This is a genomic window from Acinetobacter sp. ABJ_C1_1, assembly GCF_044684115.1.
GTDB classification, from domain to species: domain Bacteria; phylum Pseudomonadota; class Gammaproteobacteria; order Pseudomonadales; family Moraxellaceae; genus Acinetobacter; species Acinetobacter nosocomialis_A.
The window spans coordinates 385,512-408,456 of sequence record NZ_JBITPU010000001.1 but is presented as its reverse complement, the minus strand read 5'-3'; the positions used below and the strand labels follow the sequence as shown (position 1 = coordinate 408,456).

Annotated in this window: 15 protein-coding genes; 12 read left to right on the top strand and 3 right to left on the bottom strand. The window is 36.2% G+C overall.

Translation table 11 applies throughout. From position 1 onward, the window contains the following. The first annotated feature begins 28 nt into the window (after positions 1-28). From ACG59Z_RS01995 to ACG59Z_RS01975, 5 genes are all read left to right on the top strand, one after another. On the top strand, positions 29-12,070 hold the full coding sequence (locus ACG59Z_RS01995) for a hemagglutinin repeat-containing protein (protein ID WP_400197726.1): 12,042 nt from the start codon (positions 29-31) through the stop codon (positions 12,068-12,070). After that, positions 12,071-12,385 carry a hypothetical protein gene (locus tag ACG59Z_RS01990; protein ID WP_191011901.1) on the top strand — a complete coding sequence of 105 codons (315 nt, stop codon included), beginning with the start codon at positions 12,071-12,073 and terminating at the stop codon, positions 12,383-12,385. A gap of 153 nt (positions 12,386-12,538) precedes the next feature. Beyond that, positions 12,539-12,934, top strand: coding sequence for a hypothetical protein (locus tag ACG59Z_RS01985; RefSeq protein WP_400197724.1), 396 nt, complete (start codon positions 12,539-12,541; stop codon positions 12,932-12,934). A 180-nt stretch (positions 12,935-13,114) separates the two neighbouring features. After that, a complete protein-coding gene (locus ACG59Z_RS01980) occupies positions 13,115-13,729 on the top strand; it encodes a hypothetical protein (protein ID WP_400197722.1) in 615 nt (204 codons plus the stop codon). A gap of 257 nt (positions 13,730-13,986) precedes the next feature. Then, positions 13,987-14,313: a hypothetical protein gene (locus ACG59Z_RS01975; protein WP_033846047.1), complete on the top strand. Its 327-nt coding sequence runs from the start codon at positions 13,987-13,989 to the stop codon at positions 14,311-14,313. An 86-nt stretch (positions 14,314-14,399) separates the two neighbouring features. Here ACG59Z_RS01975 and ACG59Z_RS01970 read toward each other — a convergent pair whose 3' ends face one another. Continuing rightward, positions 14,400-14,942, bottom strand: coding sequence for an RNA 2'-phosphotransferase (locus ACG59Z_RS01970; RefSeq protein WP_400197720.1), 543 nt, complete (start codon positions 14,940-14,942; stop codon positions 14,400-14,402). 130 nt (positions 14,943-15,072) lie between these two features. Here ACG59Z_RS01970 and ACG59Z_RS01965 point away from each other — a divergent pair, with 130 nt between their 5' ends. From ACG59Z_RS01965 to ACG59Z_RS01940, 6 genes are all read left to right on the top strand, one after another. Continuing rightward, positions 15,073-15,405, top strand: a complete 333-nt coding sequence (locus ACG59Z_RS01965) for a hypothetical protein (protein ID WP_151740397.1) — start codon at positions 15,073-15,075, stop codon at positions 15,403-15,405. A gap of 519 nt (positions 15,406-15,924) precedes the next feature. After that, positions 15,925-16,299, top strand: coding sequence for a hypothetical protein (locus tag ACG59Z_RS01960; protein WP_400197717.1), 375 nt, complete (start codon positions 15,925-15,927; stop codon positions 16,297-16,299). 93 nt (positions 16,300-16,392) lie between these two features. Then, entirely contained in the window at positions 16,393-16,860 is a 468-nt protein-coding gene (locus tag ACG59Z_RS01955) for a hypothetical protein (protein WP_400197716.1), read from the top strand. A 78-nt stretch (positions 16,861-16,938) separates the two neighbouring features. Next, on the top strand, positions 16,939-17,235 hold the full coding sequence (locus ACG59Z_RS01950) for a hypothetical protein (RefSeq protein WP_400197715.1): 297 nt from the start codon (positions 16,939-16,941) through the stop codon (positions 17,233-17,235). A 148-nt stretch (positions 17,236-17,383) separates the two neighbouring features. Then, positions 17,384-17,767 (top strand): hypothetical protein, encoded by a 384-nt coding sequence (locus ACG59Z_RS01945; RefSeq protein ID WP_400197713.1) that lies wholly within the window; start codon positions 17,384-17,386, stop codon positions 17,765-17,767. A 778-nt stretch (positions 17,768-18,545) separates the two neighbouring features. Further along, positions 18,546-19,106 carry a TetR/AcrR family transcriptional regulator gene (locus ACG59Z_RS01940; RefSeq protein ID WP_400197711.1) on the top strand — a complete coding sequence of 187 codons (561 nt, stop codon included), beginning with the start codon at positions 18,546-18,548 and terminating at the stop codon, positions 19,104-19,106. A gap of 55 nt (positions 19,107-19,161) precedes the next feature. Here ACG59Z_RS01940 and ACG59Z_RS01935 read toward each other — a convergent pair whose 3' ends face one another. Together ACG59Z_RS01935 and ACG59Z_RS01930 are read right to left on the bottom strand one after the other, a co-directional pair. After that, positions 19,162-20,283, bottom strand: coding sequence for a hypothetical protein (locus ACG59Z_RS01935; protein WP_400197709.1), 1,122 nt, complete (start codon positions 20,281-20,283; stop codon positions 19,162-19,164). 244 nt (positions 20,284-20,527) lie between these two features. Further along, complete coding sequence (locus ACG59Z_RS01930; RefSeq protein ID WP_400197708.1) at positions 20,528-21,445, bottom strand: LysR family transcriptional regulator; 918 nt, start codon at positions 21,443-21,445, stop codon at positions 20,528-20,530. 97 nt (positions 21,446-21,542) lie between these two features. Between ACG59Z_RS01930 and ACG59Z_RS01925 the strand changes: the two genes are divergently transcribed. Continuing rightward, positions 21,543-22,925, top strand: a complete 1,383-nt coding sequence (locus ACG59Z_RS01925) for an aspartate aminotransferase family protein (RefSeq protein WP_400197706.1) — start codon at positions 21,543-21,545, stop codon at positions 22,923-22,925. Positions 22,926-22,945 lie beyond the last annotated feature (20 nt).

The window sequence follows — 22,945 nt, the reverse complement described above, 5'->3', positions numbered from 1 at the left end:
TTAAAAAAAGATTTAGTGAGATTTTAGAATGAATAAGAACCGTTATCGTATTATTTTTAGCCATGCTCGCGGTATGTTTATTGCTGTTGCTGAAATTGTAAAAAGTAAAACCAAGCAAGCAGGGCAAAGTCAGGGACAAGTGGGAACAGATTCGACTATAGATTCGGTTCTACCTATTCATTATAAAAAACTAAATCTACTTAATTTTGCTGTAATTGGTTGTTTGGGAGCATTGGTGATTAGCTTACCAATGAGCAGTGTGGCTGAAACTCAGATTATTGCTGATAAAGGTGCGCCTACATCGCAGCAACCAACTATTTTAAATAGCGCAAATGGCACGACTCAGGTCAATATTCAAACACCGAGCGCAGGTGGTGTGTCACGTAATACCTATACTCAGTTTGATGTGGGGCAAGAAGGCGCCATTTTAAATAACTCACGTAATAACACCCAAACCCAATTAGGGGGCTGGGTACAAGGTAACCCATGGCTCGCAAAAGGCGAAGCCAAAGTTATTTTGAATGAAGTGAATAGTAATAATCCAAGTCAACTCAAAGGCTATATTGAGGTTGCTGGAAAACAAGCACAAGTTGTTATTGCGAATCCATCTGGTTTGATCTGTGATGGCTGTGGTGTGATTAACGCAGACCGTTTTACTTTAACCACGGGTCAAGCGGTAATGAACCAAGGTTATCTTGAATCATTCCGCGTCCGCGAGGGACAGGTCACGATTGAAGGTAAAGGTTTAAATGGAAGTTTAACTCCCTATACAGATATTTATGCGCGTGCTTTAAAAGTGAATGCAGGCTTATATGCAAATGAGCTTAATACGGTACTTGGACAAAATGATATTCAAGTCAAAGACCAAGTAGCTCCTCAAATCACGGCAACGACAGCAGCTACAACCACACCTCCGCCAAACTTTGCTTTAGATGTAGGCCAACTGGGTGGGATGTATGCCGGAAAAATCTTTTTGGTGGGAACAGAGCAAGGACTAGGTGTACGTAACGCAGGTACGATAAATAGTACTCAAAGTACGCTTACGCTGAATGCAAATGGTGATTTGGTCAATAATGGTAACTTGATCGCGAATAAAGATCAGGTACAGCTGAAAGCTCAAAATATTCAAAATACGGGTAATGTAAGTAGCGCAACTTCACAAATTTTAGTTGAGAGTCAAAGTCTAGATAACTCTGGTTTAATCAGTAGTGCAGATGAGTTACATCTTAATCAACAGAATAGTTTAAGTAATAGTGGCACCTTGAATGCTGCTCGCGTTGTTATTGATGCGGGTAGTCTAAAAAATAGTGGTTCTATCGAACAAACAGGTTTGCAAGGATTCGATTTAAAGTCGGGTTCAATGACAAACCTTGGTGGTAAAATCGGAATTGCCAAAAATACCACAGGTGGCGGTACGGGTGGATCGACAGGTGGTAGTGTTCCGACAGTTCCAACTGATCCATCCAAAGATGGCGGAAGTTTAGAAGTTGCCACTCCAATAGATACGACCCCAAAAACTTATGATCAAGGTTATATTCATGTTAAGGAACAACTAAATAATGACCAAGGGGCGATCATTGCCAATGGTGGTGTAGATTTAGACAGCCAAAATGGATTAGATAACCAAGGCGGTCAACTTAATTTGGGTGCTATTCATATTAAAGGGAATAGCTTTAATAACAACCAAGGTGAGCTCACGGTTAAAAGTGCTGATATCCAAACCTCAAGTTTTAGTAACCAACAAGGATTACTGCAATCACTCACTTCTTTAGATGTAAATAGCCAGTCGATTGATAACCAAGGCGGTAAAATTAATGCCTTGAATAATATTAGTATGATCTCGAGCGGAAACATTCTAAATCAAGCGGGGCAGATCGCGAGTTCGTCTGAACTTTATTTACAGGGATTGGGCCTAAACAACAGTGGGGGTGATCTGGAGGCTGAACAATTATTAAAACTTAATCTTTCAGGTCATTTGAATAACCAGAAAGGAAAAATAGTCACTAATAATAACTTGGATAGTTCGCTTTTTGGTTTAGATAACGACCAAGGTGAAATTTCTGCAAAAAATATTACGATTCAAAACAAAGATCAGGCTTTAAATAACGGATCTGGAACGATTTATGCTGACCAAAGTTTAAAAATTCAAACTGGATCTTTAAATAATGCAGTCAACGGTACGTTATCTAGTCATGAAAATCTGCAAATTGATAGTCAACAACTCACCAATCAGGGCTATATTCGTGCTGATCAACAATTAAAAATTAATAATACAGGTGTTATGACACAGCAAGGAGGCGTTCTTTCAGCCTACGGTAATATTGATTTAACGAGTCAGCGTCTTGTTAGTGATGAAAAAAGTGTTATTGCGGTCGGTATCAATGCTCAAGGTGAGCAAGATCAAAATGTTCAAGCGGATTTAAATATTAAAACAGAGCAGGCACTTGAGCATCACGGAAAACTACTGGCAAGCCGTAATATTGATTTAGATGGGGCAAATGTAGATTTATCGCAAGGAACGGCAGCAGCTCAAAATATAAATATTACAGCTCGTGATGGAGATATAAATAATCAGTCTGGTGTGTTACAGGCTGACTCTATTCAATTAAATGCAGTACAAAATCAACAAAGTTTAATTAACCAAAGTGGTCAAATTCTTGCTAAAAAATTGAATCTGAACATTGGGAAAGATATTAATAACCAACAAGGTTTGATTCAGCACACTGCGACAGATGACCTGAATTTAATAGTTCAGGGAATTATTAATAACCAGCAAGGCCGTATTCTCACAAATGCAAATCAGTTAAATATTCAAGCACAGGGACTCAATAGTGACTCTGGTGTGATCCTGCATTCGGGACAAGCTGGCTTAAATATGGATATACAAAATATCCATGCTCAAAAGGCTGAATTGAGAACTAATGGTGCACTTAAGCTTACAACCGATCAAGCACTATTAGACCAATCAAAAGTGTCTGCTACTCAAGCCAATATTCAAGCCAACCAATTGACTGACCGTAATGGTGAAATGCTGTTTAGTGCCGCAAATGGACAAAGTTCAATCCATGTAAATGGTGACTATCAACATCAAGGAAGTGTATTACAAAGTAATCATAGCTTAGACATTCAAACAGGTTCGCTTAATAACCAAAGTGGGAATATCTTAGTCACTCAAAATGAAGCAACCTCACAACCAGTACAGTTAAATATTGTCAGCCAAAACGATATTCAGAATGATCTGGGTAACATTGTGAGTGAAGGTCAACTTACATTGAAAACCGGAAAAGGAATAAGCAACCAACAAGGAAATATAATTAGTTCTAATGCGCTTGAGCTTACAACAGATCAGTTAATTAATAACCAGTCAGGGCAGATACAAGCTAAGGATATCAAGCTCTCTGCATCAAACTTAGATAATAGTTCAGGAGTGATTGCTGCTAAAACTGGTGATATATCACTCAATATTAATAGTCAGTTGATTAATGGTCGTGTCGAGCAAGCTAAGCCAGCTGGTATTATTCAGGCAGCACAAAATATAGATGTTCAGACTGGGCTATTAGACAATAGTGGTCTGATTTATGCTGGTCAAAATCAGCAACTGAAAGTCGCTCAAAATCTTAAAAATGCTGGACAGTTAGCTGCTCAAAATAACTTAAATATACAGACGGCTACACTTACGCAGACTTCTGCAGGGAACATTATTGCAGGTTTAAAATCAGATGGTTCATTAGCAAATCAGGGTAATCTTAACATTGATGCTACAGGCGCTATCAATGCGCAGGGACAACTGATCGCGGGCGGTGATTTAAATAGTCAGGCAGCGAGTCATGTCTTAAACCAAAGTCTTGTTCAAGCAAAAAATATTTCACTCAACAGTAAATCTGGTCAATTGAGTGCTCAACAAAGTTCGATTCAGGCAGCTCAGCGACTTAATATTGTTACTCCAGATACGCTAGATACTCAACAAGCCAATTTAAAGGCGAATAAAGTTCAAATTAATGCAAAAGACTTAAATAACCAGTCAGGACATATCCAGCAAACAGGTTTAGATGACACTCAAATTTTGTTGACAGGTGATTTAAGCAATCAAAACGGGCAAATTGACAGTCTAGGCCAAAAAATACAAATAAATGCTAATAATTTAAATAACCAGAATGGTCTCATCCAATCTGGTACAGCAGACAGCCAACTTATACTCGCTATAGCTAATACGCTCAATAATAATCAGGGCAATATCAAAACTGCTGGTAGTCTGCAAACGAATAGTTCTGAGTTAAACAATGACGCTGGAACGCTACTTAGCTTTAATGGCTTTAACATCACTACACAGCAGCTTAGCAATCAAGCGGGTCAAATTGTTGAGGCTGGAACACAAGACAATATTGTTAACCAATTAATTGTTAAAAACCTTCTAAATAATAGTAATGGCAAGATTCAGACAAATCATAATCTTGAAATTCAGGCTGATGCGTTAAAAAACAATGCGGGTAGTATTGTGACCGCAGGCGCAGCAGGTCTTAATCTCAACACGACATCACGACTCGATAACCAGTCTGGAAATATTCGTTCTAGTGGTGATCTCAATGTAAATGCACAAGACATTTTGAACGGTCAGGGACAAATTCTTGCTGCAAAAAATGCTCAGCTTAATAGCCAAAACACTTTAAGTAACCAAGCGGGATTAATTGCAGCACAACAACAATTAATGATTCAAAGTGCTGCCTTGAATAACCAAGCGGGTCAAATTGGGTCGGTAGATGCGGGCGTAAATATCCAGACGACTCAGCAAGCACTCAATAATCAGAGTGGTAAGATTCAGGCGAATCAAGCGATTAACCTCGATGTACAGGGGCTTGATAATAGCCTACAAGGCTTGATTAGTAGTACTAAAGGTGATCAAAGCAAAATTCAGATTGATACTTACCAGCAGAACCTGAATAACCAAAATGGGCAGATTAATAGCGGTAATACATTACAGATTAGTACCAATGGTCTGAACAATCAGCAAGGTTTAATCACTGCACAGGGTGATCTTGGTATAAACGCCGTGCAACTGATTGATAACAGACAAACCTATCTAAATGCTACCTTGCCAGAGTTGGCCCAAGGTATTCAATCTTTAGGACAAGTCGTTTTACAAACATCAGAATTAAATAATGAACAAGGTCAGGTCATTGCTGGCAATGGATTAACCATTCAAGCGCCTAAGGTGAATAACAGTAATACGGGCTTGTTAGCCAGTGGACAAGACTTACTGATCGACAGTGTTGGACAAGCAGGTACGATTAATAATCAGAAAGGCAAAATCAGTGCTAATCAGAACATTAGTCTAAATACAGGCCTAATGAGTGGAAGCCAACTCGATAATAGTCAGCAGGGCCTCATTAGTGCTGCAAAGCAAGTCAAAATTGTTAGTCAAAATATTGATAATTCAAACAATGACCAGAACCAAGGTATTCAGGCAGGGCAAATAGAAATAGCTGCTAGTACTTTAAATAATAGTGCTGGGCGCATTTCTGCTGAGCAGCAACTTAATTTAAATATTTTAGATAATTTAAATAACACCAAAGGCTTAATTAGTAGTCTTGATCAATTAACAATACAAGGTCAGCAAGATAATAACCGTCTAATCGTAAACAATCAGCAAGGGACTATTATTGCAGGTGAAGAAGGCTCATCAACTGCAGGTTTAAATATTCTGGCCAAAGGTTTAACAGGCGACGGTAAGGTCTTAAGTCAGGGACAGTTAAATCTTCAGCTCAATGATGATTATGTACAAGATGCTCAAGGTCAGTTGCAGGCACAGGGAAATTTAAACCTTAGCTCTAAGGGTAAAGTTACCAATCATGGTGCAATCAAAAGCAACGGACAGTTATCTATTTCAGCAAATACAATTGAAAATGCTGTAGATGGCAGTTTGGAAAGTCAGCAAACACAACTTGAAGCTGTAGGCGTACTCAATAACTATGGACTCATTAATGGTTCAAATACATATGCTAAGGCAAGCCAACTCAATAATATTGCCGGACGTATTTATGGTGACCATATTGCAATTCAGGCGAATACTTTAAATAACCAAAGCCTCAATGGTTTAACGCCAGTCATTGCCTCAAGAGGTGATCTGGATCTGGGCGTACAGGTTTTAAACAATCTGGAAAATAACCTAAATCATCAAAGTGGTTCGCAAATTATTGCCATGGGAGACTTGCGTATAGGAGGTTCGCTTGACTCACAGTGGCATGCTCAAGGAACTGCGCAGCAAGTCAATAACCGAAGTTCTGTAATTAATGCGAATGGCAATATCAACTTGAATGCTGATATTGTTAATAACCAGAATGTCTTTTTTACAACCAAACAACAGCAGACCACAGAGCAACTGGATTACTGGAATATGTATATTTCAGATTCGCGTGCCGGATGGTATAACCCTGGTCCTCAGTCCTTAATTACTCAGGAAATCTATAGCCAGAATCCAGATTTATTTACTAAATTAAAGCCTGCACAACAGCTTGTGACTTCCTATGACAACGCAACGATGCAGGATTATTTAAGTCGTCCTGATGGTTATTTCTTCATTGTAAATAACTATGACGATAGCTCAGCCGGCAACATGTTTAAAGGCTATGTTGTTTATAACGGACAACTGTATAGTACTGACCATTATGAAAATGTGAAAAGTACCCAAACTACGACAACGACTGTAGCAGATGAGTCAGCACCTGCTGTGATCAGTGCAGGGGGTAATTTAAGTTTCACAGGCACAATTAATAATGACAAAAGCCAAATTATGGTGGGTCAAAAGCTGATCGGAGATGCAAACGCAATTCACAATGTCGATGCCAAAGGTCCTAAAATTACGCATGAAGAAGGAACGGTAACACCGAGTTATGGAAGTTATGGGGGCAAGGGGCACGATAGAGTATGGGCTTCTGCTGAACAAGCTTATAACCCAGCAGATGTTACCAAAGGGGTGGATTTATTTATCTATGAAAATCCAACCAGTGCGATGCCTGTTAAAGTGCAAGACCAAACCCAGCAAGTCAATAAAGACAATTTGACTGAACAGGCACTTAGTCAAAACCATGACTCCAATATTGTTGGTCAGCAAAATACACAGGTTAATCAAACAGAAACTGTTCAACAAACTACAGCTCAAACAGATCGTATTCAATCAAATGAAATTAAAACAGGTCAGGCACAGCTTAAAGGCGTAGTTGGGGCAAACACTACCGATCATAAAGCTATGAGTAGTAGCGCAGTCGATCAAATTCAAAACACTGATACTAAGGCGACATCTGTTCAGGGACAAACAACACAGATTGATGGTAGTGGTTTTGAAATTCGTACTAACAACGCTAACGTTAAAGTTCCGAATAATGCGTTGTATAGTAAAAATCCAGACAGCCGTGCTAACTACCTTGTTGAAACAGATCCAGCGTTTAGTAACTATCGCAACTGGTTATCTTCAGATTATATGTTGAATGCATTAGGACTTGACCCAGCGCTTCAACAAAAAAGATTGGGTGATGGTTACTATGAACAACGTATGGTACAGGACCAAGTTGCTCAACTGACCGGTTACCGTTTCTTACAAGGATATGGTTCTGATGAGGAGCAATATAAAGCGCTCATGAACAATGGGCTGAGCTATGCAAAACAGTACAACTTACGCCCTGGTATTGCACTCACTCCTGAACAAATGGCGCAATTAAGCAGCGATATTGTTTGGTTAGTAGAAAAAGAAACTACCCTACCAGATGGTACAAAAACCAAAGCTTTAGTCCCGCAAGTTTATGTTAAAGCGCGTGTAGGTGACTTAAAAGGCGATGGAACTTTAATTAGTGCCGATAGTATTCAGCTCAATTTAAATAAAGATTTGACCAATGCGGGAACAATTGCTGGACGACAAGTTGTTCAAATTAATAGCCAAAATTTAAACAACCTTGCTGGAAACATCCGTGGTGGTGTAGTTAGCCTTGGTACTGAAAAAGATTTAAATAATATTGGCGGTATGATTCAGGCCGATCAAGCCATGAATTTGCAGGTAAAAGGTAACCTGAATATTCAGTCAACTACACAGAGCAACCAAAATGCATTAGGCCAGAGCAACTATAGCTGGACAGGAATAGATCGAATTGCTGGTCTTTATGTCGGTTCAGCACAACAGCAAGCGTTGAGCGATCAGCCAACCTTGGTGATGAACGTGGGTGGTGATACTCGCATATTGGCTGCAAATATCCAGAATAACAGCGGTGGACGAAGTATTATTCGTACTGGCGGTGACCTTAAAGTCGGTAGCCTGAATACGGAAGTGACCAACAATGTGGTGGGTAGCTCAAAAGCTTATCATTTAGATACACGACAAGTCGAAGTTGGCAGTCAGATTAAGAGCCAAGGTGATTTAAGCTTACAAGGCAATAATATTCAGATTCATGGTTCACAAATTAGTAGTTCAGAAGGCTTAACTGCGTTACAGGCTAAAGAACAGCTACAGATTGAAGAAGGTCGAAACAAACTTGATCAACAAGATCAGTCAAGCTTTAGTAAGAAAGGTAAGCTGAGTAGCTCTACAACCAGTGACTTTAGCCATCGTAGTTCAGATGTTGCGGTCAGTAGCATTGTTGAAGGCAAAAAGGTGCTATTGGATGCAGGAAATATCAATGTCCGTGGCAGCAATGTTGTTTCTGATGAGTTGACGCAGATTCAAGCCAAAGACAATGCAAATATTGAGGGAGCTCAGAACCAATACAACAGTCAAACCAATAGTGTTGTTAAAAACTCTGGTGTTATGTCTACGGGGGGTATTGGTTTTAGTTTAGGTAAAAAACAAGAAACTACTTTAAAAACCGAGCAACAACTCACCAATAGTGCTTCTCAGGTGGGCAGCTTAAACGGTAATACCAGTATTGTAGCGGGCAAGACCTATCAGCAAACGGGAAGTACCGTTTCATCACAGAAAGGCGATGTGAATATATTGGCGCAACAAGTCAATATTGAAGCTGCTAAAGAACAAAGCACAAGTGACTATAAGCATGAGATGCAACAGAAAGGTTTAACACTTGCGGTAAATGTTCCCGTAGTCTCGGCTGTACAAAGTGTAGCGGTGTCTGCTAAGCAGGTTGGTCAAAGCAAGAATGATCGTGTGAACGCAATGGCAGCAGCCAATGCTGGCTTTGATGCTTATAAGGCTGGACAGGCTTTAAGTTCATTACAAGGTGCATTATCAAATGCAGGTTCACTCAATGGTGGTGTAGAAGTTGGTGTTAGCCTGACTTATGGTGAACAGAAAAATACTGAAACAAGCCATTCACAAAGTACCACTGCGAGTCAAAGTCAGGTCAATGCTGGCGGACGTACATCTATTGTGGCCACAGGCGCAGGGGATCAATCGAATATTAATATTATTGGTTCAGATGTGTTGGGACAACAAGGCACACGCTTGGCTGCCGACAACAATGTTAATATTAAAGCAGCAGAACAAAACCATATTGAAGAAAGTAAAAATGAAAGTGCAGGCTGGAATGCCGGAGTTACTGTAAGTAACCAAACCGGTTTTGGTGTAACGGCTGGCGGTAACTTGGGTAAAGGAAAGAGTAATGGTACCGACACAAGTTATGTGAATAGCCATGTGGGTTCTAAAGATAGTCTAACCACGATAACAAGCGGAAAAACGACGAATATTATTGGCGGACAAGTACAAGGTAAAGGTGTACAGATTGAAGCCGATAACTTAAATGTTGAAAGCTTACAGGACAAAGCGACATATAAGAGCAAACAACAGAATATGTCAGCACAAGTGAGTGTAGGTTTTAGTGGGGGTAGTGTATCTGGAAGCTTTAGCAACTCTAATGTAGATGCCAATTATGCATCTGTAAATGAGCAGACAGGTGTATTTGCAGGCGACGACGGTTACCAGATTAAGGTAAATAAAAACACTGACTTGAAAGGTGCAATTATTACGTCGACTCAGACTGCTGAGAACTTGAAGAAAAATAGTCTAGATACAGGAACTTTAACATCTTCTAACATTCAAAACGTGACTGAATATGATGCTAAGGGCATTTCTGTAGGTGGTGGTTTTAATGCCGGAAAAAGTGGTACGGCAGGTAACAAAGAACCTGGCACGGTACTTTCGACACCAAACAAAATTGATCAACACGCTTCAACTACAGTAGGAGTAAGTAAATCTGTTGGGTTTGGTCTAGACAGTGATAAAGACAGTAGTGTGACCAAGAGTGGTGTGAATACCCAAAACATTACAATTCGAGATGAACAAGGCCAGCAAGTGTTAACAGGTAAAACTGCCGGACAGATTAAATCTGAGATATTGACGTCTGTAACTACAGATACAGCACGTGAGAATAGTGGAGCACTGCAAAACAACTTTGATAAAGATAAAGTTCAAAGTGAAATTAATTTGCAGATGGACGTAACGAAGAACTTTGATGCGAACCGTCAGGAAGCAAAAGCTGAGATCAATAAGAAGATTGATGATGCAAAAAAAGAAAATCAATCTATTATAGACAAGCAAAAACAAGGTCTAGGCTTAAGTAAACAAGAGCAAGACCAATTGAATGCTTATAATGACAAAGTTGAAAATTATCAAAGACTAGGCATATTACTAGACAGTATATCAACAGGTTTGTCAGCTCCAACAAGTTCAGGTCTAGGTATAGCGACTGCAACCTTAAGTCCAGCGGCAAGTTATAAGATTGGTCAATACTTCAAAGAACAAGCAAATAATAATGCAAATGGTCAACTCACTAGTGGTCAGGAAGCAGCACATATTTTAGCTCATACCGTCCTTGGTGCAGCAGTTGCCGCGGCTGGTGGTAATAATGCGTTGACTGCGGGACTTTCAGCAGGAGGAGCAGAGGCAGCGGCACCAGTATTATCGAGTTTCTTGTATGGAAAAGATGCTAAAGACCTTACAGCAGATCAGAAATCTACAATTAGTTCTATTGTAGGTTTGGCGGGTAGTGCAGTTGGAGCAACGACGGGTGATATTGGTTCTACAGTTCAGAGTGGGCAGGTTGCGCAGAATGCGGTGGAGGATAACCTATATGCAATTTTAACAGCAGATAGAAAAAAATATGATGCTAAGAAAAATACTGAATATTTTAATGCTCTAAGAAATTGTACTCACATTCAATGTATAAACATGGTTTTAACCAATAATGCAGAAGATGCAATGAAAAATGCACCTCAAATTTTGGTATTGAATGGAACTACTTACAAAGAGGGGCAAATAATTGGGAGTGGTTTACAATATTTAGTGGTTAATGAAAATGGCGTGCTAAAAGCAAAATTACTACCATTAAATTATCAAGTTATTAACTCCATTAAAGAACTTGAAACTGGGCAATCTATAGCACAGGGTGGAGCATTAGCTGCACCATTAGCAAATTTAATAAAAGGGCTTCATGACTCTAAGACAGGTACATCATTATTAACGAATCAACAGTTAGATATGGTTGATCGAGCATTTGCTGCATTAGATGCAGTAGGTAGTTTTGGTATGATAACAGGAGCATTTGTACCCAAAGGAGTTAAAACTATAGGTGATTCAAAAACAATTCAGGAAAATAATATTTATCGTGATAACGATGTATGGAGCAACAAACCAAGTGGTAAACAGGAGTATGTACCTTTAATAGGGAAAGAAAACTTATTAGGGACACCAACAAAAATACATTCAAAAGATGATATGGTAACAAAAAATGCTATTACTCGTGAAAATGAAAGTGCAAAGATACTCGCAAACTATGGAAAAAAAGTGGAGCAGAATCCACCTACCTTATCAAATGGAAGAAATCCTGATTATTTAATAAATGGTGAAATATGGGATAATTATGCACCAACATCTTCTAATGTTAGAAATATCTGGTCGGAAGTAGGAAAAAAAGTTAAGAAAGAACAAGCACCTAATATTGTTGTCAATCTTAAGGGATCCAAAACAGAGGTTAATGAGGTTATTAAACAATTTGATAAGTATCCAATAATCGGTTTGGAAAAAGTTATTATTATTGATAGAGCTGGAAAACCAATTGAAATGAAGTTAGGTAAATAGATGAGTATACATATACATGCTTATAGTGCTTTCACTAAAGAGGAAACAGATAAAATTAATCAGATTATAAAGTTTGAATTTCCTAGTTATTTTAATTATGACTTTATAATTTATGAGGCTGATGATTTAAATGGGTATGAAAAAGAAATAGCTGTTGAAGATGTTGGAATTCCAGCTTCATTCAAGGCTGATTTTTTAATTTCTTTAAATAATAAAAGCGCAACTTCTAATATTTTTAAGGTTGCGCTAATTATAAAAGAAAGATTTGGTTCTGAAAATATTATTTTAATGCAAAATGGAGATGTAAGAATATAACTATGTTAATGAGTTTGTTAATAAAGCAATAATCTGAGAAGTAATGTAATGGAAATTAATGAAATGAAATAAGAGATGATTTTTATTCTTCAGAAGTTTATTAAATTTAACAATAAATTGGTATATAGAAAGCAGGGGATTATAGGGGGTGTGATGCAATATATGATTGAGTGGTTGAGAACGAATCGAAATGAAATCTTAAAAAAACATCCCGAAGCAGACCCTGAATTATCTTTTTTTATGGACTATTTTGTTACATCTACTGGAGGGTATACATTTATTAGCATCCTTAAAGATGCTATACGAGGTGAGGGTTCTAGCCTCCAAGAAACGTCAAGTTATTTACTTATGAATGATGTAACAGATGATGGACATATTATTGATGCGGCAGAATTTTATTTTAATGGTGAATTTGATGGCAAAGTGCCATTTAAAGTTTTTGCTTCGGTTTTAGGATTAATAGCATTAGCATATGCTGAGCATAATCCAAAGGAAAAGGGACAAATTATTCATTTAATACCGCGCCTTAAAAAAGTTTATGATATTTGAATAAATTTAGTTGTTAAGCTAAGTCCCTATCTGAGTCTCGGATAGGGACTTAGCTTATAAAGAGTGTATAACTATTTATTAACTTATAGAAAAGAATAATCTATCATATATTTGTTATTTACAATATTGATTACAGGGGCTAGATGTTATACTAATAAATAGTTTTGGGAGCGTTTTAAAATGACTATTAAAAATAATAATAAATATGAATTTTTATTAAATTCTATATTTGAAGATAGTTGTGAAATAGCTATTATTGTTTCAAAAGGAAAGCATTATTTCATTGTTGATGATAAAGAAAACTTTGTTATAGATATAAAACCATTTTATGATTCATATTTAGAAAAAGGTATACTTGATGAAAATAGCTATAGTTTTGCTTTAAAGGAATTTAGAGGGGGAGCATCAATTTTAAATAATGAAACTTTACCACTATATTTGTCAAGCTTGCCTGAAATGAATATTAAAACGCTTGATTGGATGAAGAATTTTTTTAAATATAAAACTAATATGGATGAATTGGAAAAATTATATATTTATATGGAAGACTATCTTATGTCTGGGGAAGGAGATATAAAAAATGAATTATGGGCTGTAATGGAATCTCGATTGCCAAAATTTTACTTAAATCTTGATAGGAATTTATTTTTCCATACAGATTGGCAACGTGAGTTTGAAAATCAATTGCCAGACAATTGGAAAGGAAAGGCATCCAGTCAATTTTGGTCATTAATTCCAGATAGATATCAATATTGGATTATTAATGGAATGAATTTTTGGAAATTATATGGGTAGTATATACTATATTTAGAGATAAAAGAATCATCTTCTGAATACGATTGTAATTTCACGTCTAAAAAAATAACTTCCAAAACAGTATAACTCCGGTTTCAATAATATAGATGTACGAATAAAAATTTGCCTGAGCTATTGTAAGTGATGTAATGAAGTTAAGATTTACAGGTATAGAGCTACCAACTCAATTTTTAGACAGGTTTTTATAAAATTAAGAAATCCAAAATGAGAATTATTAATATAGAGGAGATCTTTTGATGAACTCATGGAGAAATGAGCACAATGAGAGACAATATAATCTAATGTTAGATATGATCTTCGAATTTAAAAAGGAGAAGATTGGTATTAAGCAACTTATTTTAAGTTTAAAATCCTTATGTAATGCTCTGGAATCCGTTCCTGAAAGTTGGAAAAATTCTTTTAATGAGGAATGGTTTACACTTGAAACAGTTTATGCCTTAGCTTTAGATAGGCAAGAAGAAAGTTTAGATAAAAAGTTCATTCTCACTAGTGAGGAAATAAATATAATTAATAATACATTAGTAAATTTACAAAACTTAATATCTGAGAGAAAGGCTAAATAAGATGGAAAATTAGGTAAAATCTAAACTAATATAGATAGTATTGTTGAAAAATGCTTCCACCTCTGAGTGGAAGCATAATTTTCATTTTACTGAAAAACAATAAACTCTACTGGTACATGTTTAACCAACCAGACTCCATTTTCAGCTTGGAAAAATTCAAATCCATTCTTATGCATTTCTAAAGCATGAATAATTAAAATCTCAGGTTTGCCATAACGTGCTCCTACGGATAGAGCCGTGTCGTTGTTTTCTGTTAGATGTACATATTGACGATCTTTTGAGATTAAACCTTGCTCTTTTATGGAGTCTATAAACCTTTGAGCTGTACCATGATAAAGAGAAATTGGCGGCATAAGCTTTTTAAGTGTGATATTAACATTTGGAGTTGAGTGGCCTTGTACAGCGCGAATATATTTTCCATCATCAGAAATTTGGAAGCGCTTTTTATCACTATTGCTCACAATTTTCTTAATAATTTCTTCGTCTAAAGCTATATTCTTGACTGGTTGTGACTTAGAAATTAAGTCTTCAATATTTGCCCAACCTTCACGATCTAATGTTAGATCAATTTCTTCTGGTTTGTGTCTTAGAATAAAACTTAAATATTGGCTAATTGCTTTTTCGTTCATAGATATAAGAGTATTAGAGTTTTTTATATTTTAGTGATTTTATTAACTTAAGAGTAGTCTTATAGTGAAACTAAAAAATTGACATGAAAATTGTTGGTTCATTGTTAGGTGCTTAATAAAGGAGTTAACTGTGTTAGGTATATCTTTAAGTGAAGAGTGGAATGGTGACACTATTTATATATACGGCATATACCATAGTAATAACGATATATTGTTTTATGGAATTTCTGGGGAACATGGTAATGAACTAATTGCATTTAAGCAGAGAGAAATAGAAATAAAAGATCCTAAAGTACGGTATGAGATGGTCTATTATGGTAATGATGGTCGTAGTCATTTTATGATGCTTCATTGGGCTTTAGCTGAAGATGGCTTATTAGATAAATTATTAGAACGTGACCCAGATTCTTTAGCACTTTTTTCTAAGTTAAGGTGGCTTGATAGTAAGCAAGATTTTACTTGATTCAATGATCTTTATTTCTTGAAAATTTCTTTAAAGGGTTATTTATCTAGAGAAATAAGCCTATATGGGATGAAAAAAGTATTGCAAAAGTAGTACTAAAATCAACAGTGTGACAATTACACGTATTTTTACGGGATTAGAAGTAAATTTCTATTTGGGATATTATTTATGCTTGATGAGCTTAGTTTTTTTCAAAAAGTTGGTATTTTCGTACAACCAATTATTTTAGTGATAATGGGAATTTATGGGCCGAAATCATTAAGAAATGTCTCATGGGGAATGATGTTTTTTACGTTAACTACATATCTTTTTAATTTATTTTGAAGCACATGGCTGCATACAAGCGTATCAAAACTATAGTGATATAAAAAGTATTCACTATTTGAAGTTAAATCTAGTATTGGTTTTAGTAACTGTATTAGCAATACAGGAGCCATCCAATACATCATGTTATATTCCGATAGAAAGCTTTAAAAAGGCATTCACTGGCGAAATAGTAATAATTAGGAATTATAAATAGTGTTACAAGTTCATGCTAAATTTGAAGATGATCTTCATACAGAAAATATGCTTAAAACATCACAAATACCGTGTTTATGTAAGATTGCTGAAAAATTTGAAATCGACTTTTTAGTCGCTTATCCTCAGGTTACAGGTTTTGTAACAGGTTGGGAGTATAAAGAAATTGATTTAAGAGTATCCGCAGGTGCTGGTGGGGAATATCTTCATTATAAATATGGATTAATTACTTTATCTAAGCTTGAGAAAGATTTATATATTATTGAAAACTTGTCTATGTTCGAATCAGGAAGTGGATGGCTTCCAGTAGTTGAAAATAGAGAATATAGCCATGTAGTTGAAGTTGAAGAGCCAGATTGGTTGAAAGATTTATGACCTAAGTCCATAGAAAATTTAAAAAATCCTTTAAAAAGCCTATCTAATATTGATAGGCTTTTTATTGAATTAGAGATACTTGGAGAAAATAAAATGAGTGAACTAAAGTTGTACACTTTTTTTTGCGCAGAATATCAAGAAATAAATACACCGATTATAGAAGTTATAATTGACAGATCATTAAATTTTATCGGTGATATTACTGAATATATCGGTCAGCATGTTTATAAGGATTATCCATATGATAATCCTATATTTCCCGGCAATAAATATTATTTTGGTGGTGCTAGCGCTGATGCTTTTTTTGACTGTTTAACTGATTATTTGAATTTAAGAAATAAGAACGTAATGTTGTGCTTAAAGATATTGAGCAAAAGTGAAGGAGTAACAGATAAAGAACTTTTTTTATTTTTAAATGCTATAGCAATTGCTATGCTTTCTTATGATTATAACTCAAGGTTAAAAGTTTATATTTCAAAAGAGATATTAGATATCTATTTAAAGGAATCAAAAAGATTGCTTGATTTAGATACATATCCTGATGATTTTGTTGTTTATTAGAATTTTATAAATAACAAAATTTTAATATATAAAAATCCTATCAATAGTAGATAAATTTTTAAAAATTTAGGTAATTATGTGAAAAAAATGATTAAGTTGATGCCAGATTATCAATGCTATCCTTTATGGGAATATGATGAACTTGGTTTAGTAGCTAATTTAAATCCAGAAGATTTACCAATATCAAAGGTATTAATAGATAAGCTTATATTATGGTCTGATATCTATGATGAAACTTTATGTTTAGATGATCCTATTAATTCTGGTTTTAAATCTATAGAGGATGAAAAAAAATTCCAACTATTAGGAGAAGAATTATTTAAATCATTAAGAGAAGAGTTAACTGGTCAGTATGACGTTATCTATGAAAGTTAAGATAGCTTAAAAAATTACTCCCCAATTAACCTAATTATATGACATTGTATGGCTTCTAAAAATTTTTTAATATTTTTGAAAAATAGAAAAATTGAAGCTTTTCCTTCTCAGAACGCACCAATTTCAAATCAATAGATATGGATAAAACATGAATTTAATAAATCGCAGTAGTAAGTTCTTTCTTGCAGTTTTTCTGATGATGAGTCTTTCAAATACATATGCAGCAAAGACACAGGTTGAAGAGGTTGATGCAATGGAAGCTGCTGGAGCAGAAGTGGCAGAAGCGGGTGGAGCTGATGTTAGTGGAATGAACGGTCAATGTCGTGCTGATGGAGCTTGTTATGGTGTAACTTCTGTAGCTCCTGTTTCTGAGGATGAAATGTACGGTGGTATTGAACAGGAATATGTTGTAAAAGGCTGTAAAGTAACGGTCTACAATGATGGGCCAGTGAAAATGGTCGATGTAAAGACAGATCAACCATGTGATGCTCCACTTCCTAAAGGTCATAAATTCTCTAAAAAGAACCATTAATTATTTTGTGTAGCATCTTTAAACGGGTGCTATTGAAATGAATTTACCAAGCCTCAAGCCAACTGAGAGTACGAGGCTTATTTTTCATATCCATTCTAATTGGGTACTACATAAATAGCCCAATCTTTTATTGCTGAACGCAATTATTTTTTAAAAAAAACTATAGAAATAACAACATCTGACTTTACTCGTAGATTTTGTAGTTCATCTTAAAACCCACTGATTTATCAAATACTTTGTCTGTTTTATTTTAAAACAGTTGTCACTTTTTGTGCTTGACGATAAATAGAGTGACTATTATCCTTTGCGTGCTGGCCTACATTGCCAGTCGGTTGTCGCAGACCGAATCAAACGAGCATTAAAAGATTCTTCTTTTAGTGTGTACACCCTCGTGCCCCCTCTACGGTGGAACGGAGGGGGACACCTTTGGGTGTGCTGGCCTCGTTTGACCAGTCTGCGAACCCCCTTCGTTCTGCCACCATAATTTTAATGTCTGGCAGAACTCCCAATAAAAAGGAGTTGGCTTTGCACATCCATTATTTCTTGGCTCTCGATGCCAAAAGCTATAACAACACAACTTAGTTGGTTACGAGTTTGATCGCCATTAGGTTTATCAAGCTTTAAATCATCACGACCAAAAACTTAGTAACTATAAAACTCAAGATGTGCCAAGCACAGTCTTTATGGGTTTTGCTGTGCCTTTTTTTCTCCCAGAAAGGGCACAGATTTTTATATCTCATTTATATACAACAAAAATTTATTTTATAACGGTAAAACTATGCCAAATTTAACGCTCCCAACACGTGCTTTTGAAGTTGTAAAAAAAGGGATTCATCTGTTCCATCACGGTGGGTTTCACACTGTTGGTGTCGACAAGATTGTGAGGGAAACCGAAGTCACAAAAATGACGTTTTATAACTATTTTCACTCTAAGCAACGTTTTATTGATATTTGTTTAATCGTGCAAAAAGAGCGACTTCAAGACCAAGTGACCGAACTGGTGGAGTATGACCATGACACAGCCGCAATAGATAAACTCAAGAAACTTTATTTTTTACATAGCGATATAGAAGGGCCATATTACTTATTATTTAAGGCTGTTTTTGAAACTAAAAATAGCTATCCAAACGCCTATCAAACCGCGGTAAGGTACAGAACATGGCTGACCAATGAAATCTATAGCGTACTTAGAACATTAAAAGCGGATGCATCATTTAATGAGGCCAGACTCTTTTTATATGTGATTGAGGGTGCAATTATCCCACTTGTGGATAACAGCAGTATAGGTGAAACAGATAAGACGTTAGATTATTTTTTACTGAAGGTTGGTCTGGTTTAGATAAATATCCCAAAGTACATGGGTAAGGTACTTTGGGATATACAGGTTTTAGATTTTACTTATAGTAAGATTGGATTTGGGCAGTAAGAAAGTCATAACTCGCTTTATTGAATAAAGCAAAGTCACTTTTTGATTGGTAATTGGTGTTCCATGTAGTTGGTGGTGCACCATATGTTTCAGAGAGAACATTACCTTTAACCTGCCATTCACCATCGTAAATTTTGCCATTCATTTCAATGGCTGGGTCTTTACCATTGTCAAACATTGGGTTATCTGCACTATCTACGAAATAAGTCACTTTATAGCCAGCAACAGTATCAAATTTATACTTAAAATTCGGATAAAGTTTTTGTTGCCATTCAGCTAGTGTTTTGAAATCAGTGAGTGAGCTATCAAACAAATAAAACTCTGTATTGTTATAAACAACAGACTTTGGTACATAAATAAAAGAGCCACTTGGGAACGTTGCATTACTATTTACTAAGCTTGCAAAGGCTGTTTGATTATCTTTAAGAATACGAGAAAATTGATCACCAATATAAATATAGTCTGAATTTTTTGGAGTTGAATTTATGATATTAGGAGGGAAAATATCAGCTATTTTTTTACCAGAAACATCAATTTTCTCATAATCGAAACTAACATTATCTGAATTTAAACTACAAGTATCATTAAATTGAGCAGTTGTAATTTGTGAACCTTGTGATGCAACAATATAGCCCTCAGGCCAACCATTATTTTGCTTCTGATAAGTCTTTTTAGTGAAAAGACCAAAAGAGTTAAGGTCGTAAGTTTGTACAACATCTTCAGCCAAACTACTTTCGATTTCGTCAGCAGTTACATTATAAATTGCTTTTGGAGATGAATATATCATCTGCCCATTTCTTTGGAATTCATCTGCATACAATTGTTTTACTGTAGTGTAGCTATTAGCTGTTGAGACTTGTTTATAATTGTATGTAAGAGAGTATAACGGCTCATCAAAAATTGTATTGGTTGAAAGGGTAGAATTTAAGAGAATACCTCTATCACACTTTAGACTATTTACATTTTGAGTAGATTGCCCTTGAGCTTGCAATGATACATTTTCAGTATTATTAGAGCTTGAACTGCCTCCACCGCACCCCGTTAACATAATAAATGAAATAGAAACTGCTAAAGTTGAAATTTTTTTCATGAATAAACCTTAAGTATTTATGTTTACTTTGCGGTGCGATTATATATTTTTTATTTATTAAAAACAGACTGTTAAATTATATTTGTTAAATATTAAATTGATTTAAATATACTGGATAGTCATTTTTATCTAAAAACACCACTATAAAAATTGTTTTATTAATGTCTATTATGAAGTTTTTTTAAATAAAAAGATTCATTATTTATAAAATTATGTATATCTTTCTATCTATATATAACTATTTTTAATCATTACTGATTCGTTTCTCAAGCATCTCCATAAAGGTTTTTAAAATATTATTATGGTTTTTGCCTTTATGCGTAATTAAGCATATAGGGGTGCTGTAGTGCATCTTCTCTTTTAAAATAGGTTGCATAACACCATCTTCAACCCATTTTTTTGCATAGTGATCGGGTAAAAAGCCTAAGAATTTTCCGGTTAAAATCAAAAAGGCAATCCCTTCACGGTCACTTGCCGTCGCTTTACAGTCTAAAAGCTGATGCAACTTCGCTGCTTCCGAGGTAATCGCATAATTAGGAAGAATGGCTTGCCATTTTTTTAATTCATTTAAATTGATGCTACTGCATTGGTTAAATAAAGGATGGTTTTTGCCGCAGTATAAAAATGAACTTTCACTATATAAATCGAAATAGTCTAGACCAGATAAAGGCGTAACAAGTGGAATAACACCTGCATGTAAACGGTTATCGAGTACGCGGCATTCAATATCTGACAAAGTACTCATACTAATATTAATAATAACTTCGGCATGTTCTTCGGCAAGTTGAGTCAAGGTGTTGGTGATATAGCCTCTAGGCATAGTCACAAGATTGTTAATAATGCCGATATTAAACTCACCCTTAAGACGGTTATGCATTTGGTTGACTTTAGAGCGGAAGTCTTCAATCGCTGCTGTGAGTACTTCAATATATTCTAAAATTTCCCGTCCTTCATCGGTGAGGGCAAACCCAGCACGGCCACGTTGGCACAGCCGAATACCCAGACGATTTTCTAAATCACTCATATGCAAACTAATTGCAGAGCGGCTAATACCTAAAATGCTTTCGGCAGATGTAAAGCTGTGACAGTCGCAAACCGTTTTAAATATTTTGAGAAGTTTTATATCAAAATCAGTAACTTGATTTAATTTTTTAGGTTTCATTTAGTTTTGTTTTTTTAAATCTAAACTCAAGATAATTTGAATTTATCAAACTTATCTCGCTATGTACACTCAAACCATAATTTGAAAATAAACAGGAATGGTTATGTTTGATACGGATAAATTCAGCGACTCTGAGCATACTTTGGATGCGGTTCAAACCAATAATAATATGCACATAAATTATCAGGCACACTGGATGCCTTTTTCTGCAAATCGAAACTTTGCTAAAGATCCGCGCATGATTGTGGGTGCAAAAGGGTCGTACTTAATTGATGATTCTGGCCGTGAAATTTATGACTCACTTTCAGGCTTATGGACGTGTGGTGCAGGCCATACCTTACCTGAAATTCAACAAGTGGTAAGCGCCCAATTAGGTCAGCTCGACTACTCACCAGCTTTTCAGTTTGGTCATCCGCTTTCTTTTAAGCTGGCAGATAAAATTGTTCAGCATATGCCTGAAAAATTACAACACGTTTTCTTTACCAACTCAGGTTCAGAGTCGGCAGATACGTCTATCAAAATGGCGCGTGCCTATTGGCGTATTAAAGGTAAACCAAGCAAAACCAAATTGATTGGTCGCGCCCGTGGCTACCATGGCGTAAACGTTGCGGGAACAAGTTTAGGTGGGATTGGCGGCAACCGTAAAATGTTTGGTCAACTTATGGATGTAGACCATTTACCGCATACCTTACAGCCAAATTTAACTTTTACTAAAGGCTGTGCAGAAACAGGCGGGGTAGAACTTGCCAATGAAATGCTTAAGTTAATTGAGCTACATGATGCTTCAAATATTGCAGCCGTCATTGTAGAGCCTATTTCTGGTTCGGCAGGTTGTATTGTGCCGCCAACGGGCTATTTACAACGTTTAAGAGAGATCTGTGATCAGCATGACATCTTGTTAATTTTTGATGAGGTGATTACAGGTTTTGGTCGCCTAGGAACGTGGACGGGGGCTGAATATTTTGGGGTAACACCAGATATTTTGAACTTTGCGAAACAGGTGACCAATGGTGCTATTCCTTTAGGTGGTGTGGTGGCAAGCCATGAAATTTACTCTGCCTTTATGCAGCAAGAGTTACCTGAACATGCCATTGAATTTACTCACGGCTATACCTATTCGGCACATCCGGTTGCTTGTGCGGCTGCTTTAGCTGCGCTTGAAGTTTTAGAAAAGAAAAACCTGTTAGCTCAATCTGCGGCGTTGGCTCCAAGTTTTGAAAAAATGCTACACGGTTTAAAAGGCGCACCGCACATTTTAGATATACGTAACTGTGGTTTGATTGGTGCGTTGCAGTTAGCTCCGCGTGATGGCGATGCCACCATCCGAGGTTTTGAGCTTGGTATGAAACTTTGGAAAGAAGGATTCTATGTTCGCTTTGGAGGCGACACGCTTCAGTTCGGTCCAATGTTTAACAGCACTGAGGCAGATATTGATCGCTTAATGAATGCCGTGGGCGACGCGCTTTATCAAGTGAAATAAGGCTTAGAGACATTTCATGG